Annotated in this window: 11 protein-coding genes; 4 read left to right on the top strand and 7 right to left on the bottom strand. The window is 67.3% G+C overall.

Going from position 1 to position 14,896, the window contains the following annotated elements; all coding sequences use genetic code 11:
• Positions 1–28: 28 nt before the first annotated feature.
• The gene (locus CLV77_RS05915) at positions 29–3,649 is read right to left on the bottom strand and encodes an efflux RND transporter permease subunit (protein WP_076978837.1); all 3,621 of its coding nucleotides are present in this window, start codon (positions 3,647–3,649) and stop codon (positions 29–31) included.
• Positions 3,646–5,091, bottom strand: a complete 1,446-nt coding sequence (locus tag CLV77_RS05920) for an efflux RND transporter periplasmic adaptor subunit (RefSeq protein WP_076978836.1) — start codon at positions 5,089–5,091, stop codon at positions 3,646–3,648. The genes CLV77_RS05915 and CLV77_RS05920 overlap by 4 nt, the downstream gene beginning before the upstream one ends.
• Before the next feature lie 262 nt (positions 5,092–5,353).
• On the opposite strand from CLV77_RS05920, the gene CLV77_RS05925 reads away from it, so the two are divergent.
• The 3 genes from CLV77_RS05925 to der all read left to right on the top strand — a co-directional run bounded on the left by CLV77_RS05925 (position 5,354) and on the right by der (position 9,083).
• Positions 5,354–6,004, top strand: coding sequence for a hypothetical protein (locus tag CLV77_RS05925; protein WP_076978835.1), 651 nt, complete (start codon positions 5,354–5,356; stop codon positions 6,002–6,004).
• Positions 6,005–6,160: 156 nt separating this feature from the next.
• Positions 6,161–7,534, top strand: a complete 1,374-nt coding sequence (locus CLV77_RS05930; protein WP_076980940.1) for an outer membrane protein assembly factor BamB family protein — start codon at positions 6,161–6,163, stop codon at positions 7,532–7,534.
• Positions 7,535–7,589: 55 nt separating this feature from the next.
• Positions 7,590–9,083 carry a ribosome biogenesis GTPase Der gene (gene der / locus CLV77_RS05935; RefSeq protein WP_076978834.1) on the top strand — a complete coding sequence of 498 codons (1,494 nt, stop codon included), beginning with the start codon at positions 7,590–7,592 and terminating at the stop codon, positions 9,081–9,083.
• Positions 9,084–9,213: 130 nt separating this feature from the next.
• Here the strand turns inward: der and CLV77_RS16515 are convergent, their stop codons facing one another.
• The 4 genes from CLV77_RS16515 to purL form a co-directional block, all read right to left on the bottom strand.
• Positions 9,214–9,603 carry an EF-hand domain-containing protein gene (locus tag CLV77_RS16515; RefSeq protein ID WP_162781869.1) on the bottom strand — a complete coding sequence of 130 codons (390 nt, stop codon included), beginning with the start codon at positions 9,601–9,603 and terminating at the stop codon, positions 9,214–9,216.
• Positions 9,604–9,844: 241 nt separating this feature from the next.
• Positions 9,845–10,207, bottom strand: coding sequence for a Grx4 family monothiol glutaredoxin (gene grxD, locus CLV77_RS05945; protein ID WP_076978833.1), 363 nt, complete (start codon positions 10,205–10,207; stop codon positions 9,845–9,847).
• Between the two features lie 84 nt (positions 10,208–10,291).
• Positions 10,292–10,534, bottom strand: a complete 243-nt coding sequence (locus CLV77_RS05950) for a BolA/IbaG family iron-sulfur metabolism protein (RefSeq protein ID WP_076978832.1) — start codon at positions 10,532–10,534, stop codon at positions 10,292–10,294.
• 218 nt (positions 10,535–10,752) lie between these two features.
• Entirely contained in the window at positions 10,753–12,912 is a 2,160-nt protein-coding gene (purL, locus tag CLV77_RS05955) for a phosphoribosylformylglycinamidine synthase subunit PurL (protein WP_076978831.1), read from the bottom strand.
• Positions 12,913–13,125: 213 nt separating this feature from the next.
• Between purL and CLV77_RS05960 the strand changes: the two genes are divergently transcribed.
• A complete protein-coding gene (locus tag CLV77_RS05960) occupies positions 13,126–13,548 on the top strand; it encodes a VOC family protein (protein WP_076978830.1) in 423 nt (140 codons plus the stop codon).
• A 362-nt stretch (positions 13,549–13,910) separates the two neighbouring features.
• Here the strand turns inward: CLV77_RS05960 and CLV77_RS05965 are convergent, their stop codons facing one another.
• Positions 13,911–14,819, bottom strand: coding sequence for a LysR family transcriptional regulator (locus CLV77_RS05965; protein WP_076978829.1), 909 nt, complete (start codon positions 14,817–14,819; stop codon positions 13,911–13,913).
• Between the last annotated feature and the right edge of the window lie 77 nt (positions 14,820–14,896).

Consider the following 14,896-nt stretch of genomic DNA (forward strand, 5'->3'; position numbering starts at 1 on the left):
CGGGCGACGGTCCCGGCAGCTTCAGGGCCTACTCGGCGACCTGCAACCCCGTGCCGGGGCGCTTCTTGTCCTGATCTTCGGCTTGCGCGTCTTGGGCAGTCGGTGCTGTGCGCTCGGTGCCCTCGTCCCAGATGATCTCGGGCGCGTTAATGGCGCGGGCCTTGCGTCGCTGGCGCAGATCCTCGCGCATCCTCCGAGCGCGCTTGCCAAAGCCGAAGGCGCGCGCCCTTAGCAGCGCCCCGTAGGAGCCGCGCGTCGCCCAGACCCGCAGCGCCAGCATCGACGGCGTGAAGATCAGCGTCAGCACGGTTGCGATGCCCAGCCCGAACACCACCGCCGTCGCCAGCTGTTTCCACCAGAGGGCGGTCGGGCTGTCGAGCGACGAGGTCCCCCCGATGAAGTCGAGGCTGAGGCCGAACATCATCGGCGTCAGGCCCGCCATGGTGGTGATGGTGGTCAGAAGCACGGGGCGGATGCGCGTCTCGGCGGTGCGCGAGATGGCCTCGATCCGGGGCATGTAACGCGAATATTCCTGGTAGGTGTCGATCAGCACGATGTTGTTGTTCACCACGATGCCCGCAAGCGCCACGATGCCCGTGCCCGTCATGATGATCGAGAAGGGCTGGTTCATCACCAGCATCCCGATCAGCACCCCCGTCGTCGACAGGACCACCGCAAGAAGCACCAGCACCGCGTTGTAAAAGCTGTTGAACTGCGCAAGCAGGATCACGAACATCAGCCCCAGCGCGCCGGCGAAGGCGCTCATCAGGAAGGCCTGGCTTTCGGCCTGTTCCTCCTGGTCGCCGGTCCATTCCCAGCTGACGCCGTGGGGCAAACCCGCGTCCTGCTCCAGCCAGTCGCTCAGCATCGCGATCCGCTCGGAGGCGGTGATCGGCTGGCCGGCGGCGTTGGTCAGGCCCGCAGTGATATCGGCCTTCACGTCGTAATAGCGGGTCTGGTCGACCCGGTCGATCTGGCCCAGCTTGGCCACCGGGCGGCGGGTGATGAAATTGGAAAGCGGCACCAGCCCGCCGGCGGTGCGGACCTTCAGCGTGTCCAGGGTCGAGAGCAGGCGGTCTGCCTCGGGCAGGCGGACGCGGATTTCGATCTCTTCGTCCGAGGATTCGATGCGCATCGTGTCCAGCAGCAGGCCGCGGGTGACAAGCTGCACCATCGCGCCGACCGCTGCCACGTCGGCGCCGAAGCGGCCGGCCTTTTCCACGTCCACGTCGATCTGCCAGTCGATGCCGGGCAGGGGGCGCGTATCCTCGACGTCGCGCAGGCCGGGGGTGGCGGCGAAATGCGCGGCCACGCGACCGGCGGTGCGCGCCAGAAGTTCGCGATCGTCCCCCTTCAGCCGCAGGTGCAGCGGCTTGCCGGACGAGGGGCCACGGTCGGCCGCGAGGATCTCGACCTCGACCCCGGGCATGCGGCGCAGGCGCCGCTCCAGCCGGTCGAGGACCAGGTCGCCGTCGAACTCGGCCGCGGCGGTCGAAAGTCCCAGGTCATTGGCCTGGCGCGGCCGCTCCTCCCAGGGGATCAGCTCGATCTGCATCTGGCCGATGGTGTCGAGGGGCGCCTGGGCGCCGCCGGTGTTCTGGTCCAGCCCGCCTTCGCCCGCAAAGGCAAAGACCGTGCGCACCGCCGGGTCGGCCAGGGTCACGGCCTCGGCCCGGGACAGGATCGCGTCCTTCTCGCTCAGGCTCAGGTTGCCCCGGGCGCGGACATAGACGATCGCCTGCTCCGGCTCGGATTCAACGAAGAACTCCACCCCGTTGTTGTTGGCCCCGAAATAGCCGAAGACCGCGATCACCAGCGCGACGACGCCGCCAATGGCGACAAGCGGCATCACCGGGTTGGCGACGATCAGATAGATGAACCAGCCGAAGGGGCTGCGGCGGGTGCCGCTGCGCAGACGCCGGGCGCGAGGCCGGGGCCGGGCGGCCCCCATGGTGATCGAAACAAGCACCGCCGCCAGAACGAACAGCAAAAGGCCCGGCAAGGCCCCGGCAAACCCGTCCGGCAGCGCCCCCTCGGGCAGCAGGTAGGCCGGGTTCAGCGCCTGCATCGCGGCAGCAAAGAGCAGCCAGAGCGCACCCAGCGCCAGCAGGGCGCGGACGATCCACGGCAGGGGCATCAACCCCTCGGAGCCGTGTTCCAGAACCCGGCTCATGCGGCCCGCGACCCCGCCCATCACCGGCAGGTAGACCAGCGCCACCACCAGCGAGGCCGACAGCACGAAGATCAGGGTGACGGGCAGCATCCCCATGAACTCACCGGGCACGCCGGGCCAGAACAGCATGGGCAGAAAGGCGCAAAGCGTCGTCGCGGTGGAGCTGACGATGGGCCAGAACATGCGCTTGGCGGCCTCGACATAGGCGCGCATGGGGCCTGAGCCTTCGCTGATGCGGCGGTCGGCGTATTCCACGACGACGATGGCGCCATCGACCAGCATGCCGACGGCAAGGATCAGGCCGAACATGACGATGTTCGAGATCGAGACGCCCATCACCGCCAGCAGGGCAAAACACAGCAGGAACGAGGTCGGGATGGCAAACCCCACCAGGAGGGCCGAGCGCGTCCCAAGGGCCGCCAGCACCACGATCATCACCAGCGCGATCGCCGTCAGCACCGAGCTTTCAAGCTGTCGCACCATCGAATCCACGATCCGCGACTGGTCGAGCGATGTGCCCACCCGGACCGCCTCGCGCAGCTCGACGGGCCATTCGTCGCGAATGCTCGCGACGCTGGTCTTCACAAGCTGGGCCGTGTCGATCAGGTTGAAGCCCTTGCGCTTGACCACCTGCAGCGCGACCGTCGGCTCGCCGTTGAAACGCGCGGTGCCGCGCCGGTCCTCGAAGGTCAGGCGAATGTCGGCCAGATCGCCCAGGGTGATGACCCGGTCGCCGCTGGTCTTGACCGGCAGGTCGTAGACATCCGATGCCTCCTCGAAGGACGAGGGGATCTTGACCGCGAAGCTGCCGGTCGCGGTCTCGATCTCGCCGGCGGGGATCAGAAGGTTGTTGCGGGTCACCACCTCGATCAGCTCGCCCGCTGTGACGTTGTAGGCCTCCAGGCGCAGCGGGTCGATCGTGACCTCCAGCATCTCGTCACGGTGGCCGGCGAGGCCGGCCTCCAGCACCGGCTCAAGCGCCTCAAGTCGGTCCTGCATGTCCTTGGCGATACGCAGCAATGTGCGCTCGGGCAGGTCCCCGGTCAGGTTGACGACGATGATCGGAAACTCCGAGAAGTTGATCTCGTTGATCGAGTATTTCTCGAACCCGTCGGGAAAGCGGCCCTCGGCCGTGTTCATCCGGTCGCGCACATCGGCGATGATCTTGCTCTTGTCCCAGCCAAATCCGAATTCCAGCGCAACGCCGGCATAGCCCTCGCTGGCGGTGCCGGTCAGCTTCTCCAGCCCGTCGAGGTCCGACAGCTCGGTCTCCATCGGTTTGACAAGAAGCTTCTCGCTGTCGGCGGCCGAGATGCCGGGAAAGGGGACCGAGACGAAAAGCGCCGGGATCTCGATGTCCGGCTCGCCCTCCTTGGGCAGGGTGCCGTAGGCATAGCCGCCGGCCAGGATCGACAGGGCGATGAAAGCGATCACCATCCGCGCGCGTTCGGCGGCCCAGTCGACGATGCGTGTCATCGGACGGGCCCCGTGGCGGGGGCGGCAGGGGGCACCTGGGCTGGCAGAACACCGGCCTCGGGATCAAGCCCCTCGCGGTAGGTGGGGGTGACGGGGCTGCCCTCGGTCACGTATTCCTGGCCCAGCACAATCACGTCTGCACTCTCGGGCAGGCCCGACAGCCAGATGCCGCGGGCGGTGTCGCGCTGAACGCTGACGGGCTGGAAATGGGCAAGGCTGTCCTTGCCCACCACGCGCACGCCCAGGTCGCCGTGATCGTTCAGGGTCAGGGCCGACTGGGGCAGGAAATGCGCGGTGACGCCGGGGGCTGCGATCAGGATCTCGGCGGTCTGGCCGTCGCTGAGGGTCAGGTCCGCATTGGGCACCGTCACCTCGACACGGAAGGTGCGGGTCGCCTCGTCGGCGGCGCGCGACAGGAAGGACACGTCGCCCGTCAGCTCGGTCCCGTCCACCAGCCGCGCGGTCGCCGGGGCGCCGACGGTGATCCGGCCGACTTCCAGCTCGGGCACGAAGCCAACCAGCAGGATCGGGTCCAGCCGCAGCAGTGTCGCGCAAAGGGCCCCGGGTTGCAGCAGGCTGCCCAGCTCGGCCGTGTCGGATTCCAGCAGCCCGTCAAAGGGCGCGGTGATGTTCAGCCGCTCCAGCTCCTTCTCGGCGGCGGCGACACCGGCTTGGGCCGACTGGATGCCAGCGGTCGCGGCCTCGATCCCGGCAAGGGCGGACTCGATGCCCGAGCGGGCCGATTCCAAGGACGAATTGGCGGTCTCGACCCCGGCGCGGGCGGCTTCCAGCGCGGCCTGCGCGGTGACGACGCGGATTTCTGAGGCGAAACCGCCTTGGCCCAGCCGGCTTGCGGCGCGCTGGTTGATCTCGGCCTCGGCCAGTCTTGCCTCGGCCTCCTTCACCCGGGCGCGGGCTTCAGACAGCCGGGCCTCGGCCTCGGGGACGCGGGCGCGGGCCTCAGGCAGGCGCGACTGGGCCTCGCGAAGCTGCGACTGGGCCGAGGCGAGCGAGATCTCGCGCGTGCCGGGGGCGACCTCGCACAGGACCTGTCCGGCGGTGACCTTGCTGCCCTTGGGCAGGGGCGCCGAGCGGATCAGCCCCGATGTCTCGGAGCGCACGTCGACCTGGCGCGAGGCCTCGGTCCGGCCGCGCAGGGTGACCGCGCTGTCGACCATCGCCGCGTGCGAGCGCAGCGCCACGACCGAAACCCGCCGGACCCCGTCGTCCGCGCCCTGGTGCTCTCCTTGCGCTTCGGGGGCGGGGGCGGTGTCGGGATCTGCCGTGCCTTCTGTCGGGGAGCTGTCGGCGGTGACAGTTTCTTCCTGCTGGCTGCCAAAGCCGGTGGAGCGGGCAAACTCGAGCACCCGGTCGCGTTCAAAGACCGAAACATATAACGCGAACACGACAAGAGCCGCGGTTATCAGTGGCAGGAGTTTCATGAGCGGCCTTCTGGTATTCTGCTTGCTCCCGCGGGCATCAAAGCCATGGGCGGGCGGAGGGCGCGGCGCCGCGTCCCTAGGGGTGATAAAATCCTTATCTTGGCCCGAGGTCCAGTGTTGCCGCGCGGGAGGCTTGCGTTGACCTTAGGTAAAGACCTGCGGGGTGGGCCGCCGGACCCGTGCGTCGCGGCCCGCCGGGGACTTGGCAAGCCGACCATGAACGCGTTAAGACCGTGGCCAAATCCGGCGAAAGGGTCTCTGCGTGAGCAATACCGACAGTTTTATCGACGAAGTCACCGAAGAGGTCCGCCGCGACCGGCTGTTTGCTGTCATGAAACGCTGGGGCTGGGTTGCCGCCGTAGCGGTCGTCGTGCTGGTGGGCGGTGCCGCAGTGAACGAATACCGCAAGGCCAGCGCCGAGGCAGAGGCCCAGGCCACCGGCGACGCGATCCGCGCCGCGATCGAGGCCGAGAGCCCGAGCGCAAGCGTCGATGCGCTGAATGCCATCGAGGCCGAGGGCGAGACCCGCGCCATGGTCCGCCTGATCGAGGTCAGCCCGCTTCTGGAAACCGACCGTCCCGCCGCCCTCAAGACCCTTGAGGAGCTGAGCACCGATGCCGACGCCAGCGAAACGCTGCGCCAGCTTGCATCGCTGAAACTGGTGATCGCGCAAGGCAAGGACGCCCCGGCCGAGGCGCGGCTTGAGCGGCTGACGACCCTGTCGTCGGCGGGCATGCCCTTCCGCACCCTGGCGCTGGAGCAGACCGCCCTGGTGCTGGTCGAGATGGGCCAGGCCGAGAAGGCCATCGGTATCCTGAAAAGCCTTGTGAACGATCAGGAATCCACTGCGGGCTTGCGTCGGCGGGCCGCACAGTTGATTGTGGCGCTTGGCGGAAGTCTGGACGAGGGCTAAGCCCGTCAGGCTTGCGGCGGAACACGGCCGGAACGACGGATGTGCGGATGCGAAGGCCCCCGGGGCCACGCGGCGGCATCCGCGCAGCGCCGGCAGACAGAACAGGCGCGTTGCCCCTGGGCAGGCGCGGACGGAAACGAGAAGAGGTTCCTGGCGGTGAAGTTCAATCTGTGCGTGGGAAGCCTGGTCGCCCTCTCGACCTTGGCCGGCTGTGGCGAGCGTGAAGTCCTGCTGACCGGCGAGCGGTTCGACGTGACCAGCCCGCTGGAGGCGTCGATCGGAACCGAATCCGTGCACGGGCAGGGCGGTGTCGACCGTCCCGAGCCGGGAACAGACCAGCGTGGCGCCGCCACGAACAAGGCCGTGCCCATCGCATTGCCGGCCCAGCAGAATATCGCCGCCTGGACCCATCAGAACGGCTCGGTTCGTCACCGGGTGCAGCATCCGGCCCTTTCGACCGCGCCCCGGCTCGTCTGGTCCGGCAAGGTCGGCGAAGGCAACGACCGCCGCCATCGCATCACCGCCGATCCCATCGTCGCCGACGGCCGCGTCATCGCGATGGATTCGCGGGCGCGTGTTACGGCGCATTCGACCTCGGGTGCTGCCCTTTGGTCGGTGGACATGACCCCGCCCAGCGACAGCGCCGACGACGCCTCTGGCGGCGGTCTGGCCTATGCCGACGGGCGCGTCTTCGCGACCACCGCCTTCGGCGCATTGGTGGCCCTGGACGCGCGTACTGGCGGCGAGATCTGGCGCCAGCGCATCGGCGCGGCCGTTACCGGCACGCCCACGGTCGAGGGCGGTGTCGTCTACGTCGTCTCGCGCGACGGGGTGGCCTGGGCGATCGAGGCTTCGAACGGGCGCGTGCGCTGGCAGCTTCCCAGCGTCGAGGCCGCGCTGGTCCGCGTCGGCGGCGCGGGTCCCGCGATCAACGGCGATACGGTGATCTTTCCCTTCGGCACCGGCGAAATGGTGGCGACCCTGAAAAAAGGCGGCCTGCGCCTGTGGTCGGCCCGGGTAGCCGGGTTCCGCAAGGGCCGGGCCTATGCCGCGGTTGCCGATATTTCGGCCGATCCGGTCGTGGATGGCGGCGTGGTCTACGCCGGCAACCCCTCGGGCCGGGTCGTGGCGCTGGAAGCGGCGGGCGGCAAGACCATCTGGACGGCCAACGAAGGCGCTGTCAGCCCGGTCTGGCCGGTCGGCAACTCGGTCTTCCTGATCTCGGACCAGTCCGAGCTGGTGCGCCTGGACGCGGCCACCGGCAAGGTGATCTGGGCCACGCCCATGCCCTGGTACACGAAGACGAACCCGCGCCGGCGCCTGGCCCTCTATGCCCATTTCGGCCCCGTGCTGGCCGGCGGACGGCTTTGGGTCGCCTCGGGCGACGGACAGTTGCGGGCCTTCGATCCGGCCAGCGGGCAGCTTGCGGGCGCCGTGGCGCTGCCCGGCGGGGCGGCCTCGAACCCGGTCGTGGTGAACCGCACCCTCTACGTGGTCTCGCAGGATGGCCAACTCCTTGCTTTCCGCTGAGGCCAAGTCCGTGTAAGGGGGCGCATTGTCGCCCGAGCCGGAGTATCAAAAGGCCATGAGTTTCACGCTCGCCATCGTGGGGCGCCCCAACGTGGGCAAGTCCACCCTGTTCAACCGCCTCGTGGGGCGGCGCCTTGCGCTGGTCGACGATCAGCCCGGCGTCACCCGCGACCTGCGCGAGGGCGAGGCCCGGCTTGGCGACCTGCGTTTCACCGTCGTCGACACCGCCGGCCTTGAAGAGGCCACGGACCAGAGCCTTCAGGGCCGCATGCGCCGGCTGACCGAGCGCGCGGTCGACATGGCCGACATCTGCCTGTTCATGATCGACGCGCGCGTGGGCATTACCCCGACCGACCAGGTCTTCGCCGAGATCCTGCGCAAGCGGTCGGCCCACGTGATCGTGGCCGCCAACAAAGCCGAGGGGCGGGCCGGCGAGGCCGGGATGCTGGAGGCCTACTCGCTGGGTCTTGGCGAGCCCCTGCGCCTGTCGGCCGAACATGGCGAGGGGATGGAGGACCTGTTGGCCGTCCTGACCCCGCTGGCCGACGAGTTCGCCCTTAAGGCCCAGGACAGCGCCCCCGAGACCGACGTGGAACTGGACGAGGAAGGCGCGCTGCCGGGCGAGGAGGATGCCGACGAGGACGGCGTTCTGCCCAGCCCCCGGCCCAGCCGCGCGAAACCGCTCCAGGTTGCCGTGGTTGGCCGGCCCAATGCCGGCAAATCGACCCTGATCAACGCCATCCTGGGCGAGGACCGCCTGTTGACCGGACCCGAGGCCGGGATCACCCGCGACGCCATCTCGGTCACGACCGAATGGGACGGCGCCCCGGTGCGCATCTTCGACACCGCCGGCATGCGCAAGCGCGCCAAGGTGCAGGACAAGCTTGAGAAGCTGTCGGTCTCGGACGGGCTGCGCGCCGTGCGCTTCGCCGAGGTAGTCGTGGTGCTGCTGGACGTGGAGATCCCCTTCGAGCAGCAAGACCTGCGCATCGCCGACCTGGCCGAGCGCGAGGGCCGCGCCGTGGTGATCGCGGTCAACAAGTGGGATATCGAGACCGACCGCCAAAACAAGCTCAAGGAGCTGAAGGAAGAGTTCACGCGTCTGCTGCCCCAGCTTCGCGGCGCGCCGCTGATCACCGTCTCGGCCAAGACCGGGCGGGGACTCGACCGGTTGCAGGAAGCGATCCTGAAGGCACATGAGGTCTGGAACCGGCGGGTGACAACGGCGACGCTGAACCGCTGGCTGATCGGGATGCTGGAGGCGCACCCGCCCCCCGCGCCGGGCGGGCGGCGGATCAAGCTGCGCTACATGACCCAGGCCAAGACCCGGCCGCCGGGTTTCGTGGTCATGTGCTCGCACCCCGAGAAACTGCCGGAAAGCTATTCGCGGTATCTTGTCAACGGGTTGCGTGACAGCTTTGACATGCCGGGGACGCCGATCCGCCTGACCTTCCGCAGCCAGGCCGACAAGAACCCCTACAAGGACCGCAAGAAATCCACACCCTCGCGCCTGCGCAAGCACCTGGGCAAGGGCCGCGCAGACGAGTAGTGCGCCTTGGGCGGCAGGTCGGTCATTCAACCCCGCCCCGGCCCTCTGAAAAGGCAAAAGGCCCCGCGATCGCGGGGCCTTTTTTCGTGACGCTTCGGTGGATGAACCGAGGCGGCGCCGATCTCAGGCGTCAGTCGTCGTCGCCGTCATCGTCATCGCTGTCGTCGTCATCATCGTCGTCGTCGTCGTCGTCGTCGTCGCTGTCGTCATCATCATCGTCGTCGTCGTCGTCGTCTTCATCCTCGTCGTCTTCGTCTTCGTCGTCCTCGTCTTCTTCCTCGTCGTCATCATCGTCGGCCGAGGCCATCCGCACCTCCTCGGAGGTGATCGCGCCGTCGTCGTCGGCATCCATGCGCATCAGGCGGGCGCCGTCGGGACCGAAAGCGGCGACAAGCTCGGACTCGGTCAGCTTACGGTCACCGTTGGTGTCGATGTCGCCGAAACCGGTGCCGGCCCAGGCAGTGCTGGCGAGAAGCGCGGCAAGGCCGCTCATGGTCAGGAGTTTGCGGTTGAGAGGCATCTATTCATTCCTTTTTCGTTCTGGATCCTGCTGCATCCACGTAAAGCTATGGAGTAAATTTGTTAACTTTTAGACTCCGACAACAAAACTTGCGGATTGCGGTGGAAATCCGCCGCAATCTGCAAATGGTGTCGGCGGAAATCCCGCGGATTGAGGCCGTGGCATGGCAGGGCCTCTCGAAAGCGAAAGGCCCGCCGGGGATGCCGGCGGGCCTTGTCGTCGCAAATCGGGAAGAGAGGGCTCAGCCGTTGGCTTCGCGGATCTTGTCGGCGGCGTCCTTGTCGAAGGTGACGCCGCTTTTCTCGAACATCTGGTCCAGCTCACCCGAAAGGGTCATCTCGGTGATGATGTCGCAACCGCCGACGAACTCACCCTTGACGTAGAGCTGGGGGATGGTCGGCCAGTCGGAGAAATCCTTGATGCCCTGGCGGATGCCGTCATCCTCGAGCACGTTCACGTCGGCATAATCGACGCCCATGTAGTTCAGCACACCCGCCACGCGGCTCGAAAAGCCGCATTGCGGCATGGCCTTGGTGCCCTTCATGAAGAGCACCACGTCATTGGCGGTGATGGTCTGCTTGATCCGGGATTCTGCGTCGCTCATGGGGCGGCCTTTCCTGTTTCCGGCCTCGGGGCCGGTGTCATCGGGGGGGCGGGGCAGTGCCGCCGCCCGGTCATTTCCGGGTCCCTAGTCGGGGGCCTTCGTGGTCAGGGCGAGGGCGTGAAGCTCGCCATTGTTTCCGTCCATCTTGCCCTTCAGCGCGGCGTAGACGGCGCGCTGCTGCTGCACGCGGTTCTGGCCCTTGAAGGAGGCGTCGATCACCTCGGCGGCGTAATGGTTGCCGTCGCCGGCCAGGTCGGTGACGGTGATGCGCGCATCGGGGAAGCTGGCGCGGATCAGCGCCTCGATCTCGCGGGCTTGCATGGGCATGGGCGTGTCCTTCGTGTCTTGCGTTTCCGATGTAAAGGGCGCGTGGCGCTGCTGCAAGGGGCAGGCCGGATTTGGCGGGCAGGGGCGGCTGCCCTGAGGGGGCGCGGCGTGGGGGCGTCGAGCCGGGATATTTTCACGACAATGAAGCGGGAGGGCGCGCGCGGGGGCCTTGGGACTTTGGCGGGGCGCCCGGCGGGGGCACCCCATTGGTCAGATCGTCAGGCGACGGCTGCGGCGAAGGAGGTGCGGTAGATCTGCGCAAGCTCGGCCAGCTCGGCCTGGGAGGCGCCGATGCGGACCCGGTCACCGCCGAAACGGCCGACGGTTGCGACCGGCACCTCGGCGCGGGCGGCGGCGACCATCAGCGCCTCGGCCTGGTCGAAGGAACAGGCCAGCAGGTAGCGGCCCTGGTCCTCGCCGAAGGCATGGGCAGTGGCGCCGTCATCGAGAGTGACGCCGACGCCGGCGGCCTCGGCCATCTCGAAGGCCGCAAGAGCGAGGCCGCCGTCCGACAGATCGGTCGCGGCCTGCACCAGCGTGCGGTTGTCGCGCAGGAACTCGCCGTGGCGACGCTCTGCCTCGAGGTCGACGGGGGGCGCGTCGCCCTCGTGCCGGTTGAAGACCTCGGCCAGCAGGGCCGACTGCCCCAGATGGCCCACGGTCTCGCCCAGCAGGATGGCGAGGTCGCCCTCGCGGGCGGTGCCGGCGATCAGGTGGTCGACATGGTCGACAAGGCCCACGGCGCCGATGGTGGGGGTGGGGAGGATCGGCTCTCCATCGGTCTCGTTGTAGAGCGAGACGTTGCCGGAGACGATGGGCATGTCGAGGGCCGTGCAGGCGGCACCGATGCCCTGGATCGCGCCCACGAGCTGGCCCATGATCTCGGGCTTTTCGGGGTTGCCGAAGTTGAGGTTGTCGGTGGTCGCGAGCGGCCGCGCACCCACGGCGCAGAGGTTGCGGAATGCCTCGGCCACGGCCTGTTTGCCGCCCTCGACCGGATTGGCGCGCACGTAGCGCGGGGTCACGTCCGAGGTGAAGGCCAAGGCCTTGTCGGTGCCGTGGACCCGGACGACGCCGGCGCCGAGGCCGGGGGCGACGATCGTGTCGGCCATGACCATGTGGTCATACTGTTCCCAGACCCATTGCTTGGAGGCGTAGTTGGGCGAGGAAACCAGCGCGCGCAGGGCGTCGATGGGATCGACCTCGGGGACGTCGGCGAGCGGCGTCGCGGCGGGGGTCGGCACCCAGGGGCGCTGATACTCGGGCGCGGTGCCCGACAGGGCCTTCAGCGGCAGGTCTGCCTTCACCTCGTTGCCGTGCAGGATCAGGAAACGGTCCTCGGCGATGGTCTCGCCGACGATGGCGAAATCCAGGTCCCACTTGTCGAAGATCGCCTTGGCCTCGGCCTCAAGCTCGGGGTTGAGGACCATGAGCATCCGCTCTTGGCTTTCCGACAGCATCATCTCGTAGGCGGTCATGTGGTCTTCGCGGACGGGGACGCGGTCAAGCTCCAGCTTGACGCCCAGATCGCCCTTGTCGCCCATTTCCACGGCCGAACAGGTCAGACCCGCGGCCCCCATGTCCTGGATGGAGATGACGGCGCCGGTCTGCATCAGCTCGAGGCAGGCCTCGAGCAGGCGCTTTTCGGTGAAGGGGTCGCCGACCTGGACGGTGGGGCGCTTTTCCTCGATCGTGTCGTCGAACTCGGCCGAGGCCATGGTGGCGCCGCCGACGCCGTCGCGTCCGGTTTTGGCCCCAAGATATACCACGGGCATGCCGACGCCCGAGGCGGCGGAGTAGAAGATCTTGTCGGTGTCGGCGATGCCGGCGGCGAAGGCGTTCACCAGGCAGTTGCCGTTGTAGGCGGGATCGAAACGGACCTCGCCGCCGACGTTGGGCACGCCGAAGCAGTTGCCGTAGCCGCCGATGCCGGCCACCACGCCGTTGACCAGAGTGCGGGTGCGCGGATGATCGGGCGCGCCAAAGCTGAGCGAGTTCATCGCCGCCACCGGGCGCGCGCCCATGGTGAAGACGTCGCGCAGGATGCCGCCAACGCCCGTCGCGGCCCCCTGATAGGGTTCGATGTAGGAGGGGTGGTTGTGGCTTTCCATCTTGAAGACCACCGCCTGGCCGTCGCCGATATCGACGATGCCGGCGTTCTCGCCGGGACCGCAGATCACCTGCGGGCCGTCGGTGGGCAGGGTGCGCAGCCAGTGCTTGGAGGACTTGTAGGAACAATGCTCGTTCCACATGGCCGAGAAGATCCCCAGCTCGGTGAAGCTCGGCTCGCGGCCGATGATCTCGAGGATGCGCTGATATTCGTCAGGCTTGAGGCCGTGGGCGGCAATCAGGTCTTCGGTGATCTGCGGCTCGTCCATAGGTAGATTTTCCCGGGTTTTGTCGATCTGGCGTCCTCTTATTGCATCGGGACGGCGGGTGAAAGTGGTCCTGAGCGTCACAGGGGGGGATTCCGACCCGGTTCGGGACCCTTTGGAGCGCCGTCGCGCGGGGGCGGGCAACGGAAGGGTGCCCGGGGCGGGCCCGGTGGTCTATGATGGCAGTATCCTTTTTCCGATTCATAGGTGGGTTCGATGCAGCAGCAGATCGCGGTCATTGCGCTGGGGGTCACGTCGCTGTCGGCATCGCGCCCCTTCTACGACGACGGGTTCGGCTGGAAGGCCGTCTTCGCCAACGATGAAATCATCTTCTACCAGATGAACGGTCTGATGCTGGGCCTTTACCTGCGCGAGGAGATGGAGGCCGACGTGACCCGCCCGCTGGGAACGGGGACGGGCGCGGTGGCGCTGGCCCATAATGTCCCGCAGCAGGAGGACGTGGCCCCGCTGATCGAGCGGCTGGTGGCCGCGGGGGGAGAGGTGATGCGCCCGGCCGATCCGTCGCCCTACGGCGGGTTCCGGGGCTACGTGGCCGATCCCGACGGCCACTTGTGGGAGATCGCGTGGAATCCCTATTGGACGATCGACGAGGCGGGGCACGTGACCTTCGGGGCTTGACCGGGGGGCGGGCGATACCGGCAGATCCGGCGCCTTTTCTTCGTCTGAAATGGAGCCCCAGGGGCGAATTCCGTGCGGGCAAAAAAAAAGGCCGAGACAAAGCTCGGCCAAAGTCCAACAGGGAGGTAGAAGGCAGCGCCGTGAGGCGCCTGTTGCCTTCGAGAGGGGATTTAGGGGGGCGTCGGAGGCATCGCAAGAGAATTTGCACTCCGATGTATGCAAAGCCGATATGCGTCATGTGCATAGCTTGCCGGGTCCGCCTGTCCAGCATTGCCCACGCGATAGGCGAAAACCCTGATCGCCGCCCGTGAAAGAGGCTGTGTGTAAAGGCAGTCAGGGGGTTTTCGCCGTGACCTGGTGGGTCAGGAGTCGGTCTCCAGTTCGGACATGCGGCGACGGTATGCGATGATCTCCTCCTGCACGAAATCGCGGAAGACATGTACGCGCTTCGAATGGCGCAGCTCTTCTGGGTAGGCGAGGAAGACCGGCACCTCCTTGGATTCGATATCGGGCAGCACGCGGACCAGGTCGGGCATGTCCTCGGTGATGTAATTGGGCAGGACGCCGATGCCGAGGTTGTTGATCACCGCCTGCAGCACGCCGAAATAGTTGTTCACGTAAAGGAACGAGGTGATGTCGTAGGACATCAGCATCTGGACCAGCGTGGCGCTGGCGCCGACCTGGTGGCTGTCGATGTTCTGGCAGATCAGCCGGTGGTTGGCGAGATCCTCGATCGTTTCGGGGGTGCCGTATTTCTCAAGATAGGCGGGCGAGGCGTAGAGGCGCATGCGCACCGACATCAGCTTCTTGCGAATCAGGTCGGCCTGGCTGGGCTCCTTCATGCGGATGGCGACATCGGCTTCGCGCATGGGCAAGTCGAGCACCCGCTCTTCCAGCATCAGGTCGATCTTGAGGTCGGGATATTTCTCGTAAAGCTTGGTCAGGCGCGGCGCCAGCCACAGGGATCCGAAGCCGATGGTGGTTGTCACGCGCAGCTCGCCGAAGACCTCCTCCTCGCTGTCGCGGATGCGGGCGGAAGCGGCGTCGAGGCGCTTGTTCATCGCGGTTGTGGCGTCGAACAGCAGCTCTCCCTGCTCGGTGAGAATCAGTCCCCGGGCGTGGCGATGGAAAAGGGTGGTGTTCAGGCTCTCCTCCAGGGCACGGATCTGGCGGCTGACGGCCGACTGGCTGAGATGCAGCGTCTCGCCGGCATGGGTGAGGCTGCCGGCATCGGCAACGGCGTGAAATACTCTGAGCTTGTCCCAGTCCATCTTTTGCGATCCTGTCCTGTTCCACCGTGAAGTTTTAACGCTGTTACTGTTACGGGCGCGGTGGCGTCAAACGAAGA

Origin of the sequence: Brevirhabdus pacifica, assembly GCF_002797755.1 — a bacterium.
Lineage (GTDB): Bacteria > Pseudomonadota > Alphaproteobacteria > Rhodobacterales > Rhodobacteraceae > Brevirhabdus > Brevirhabdus pacifica.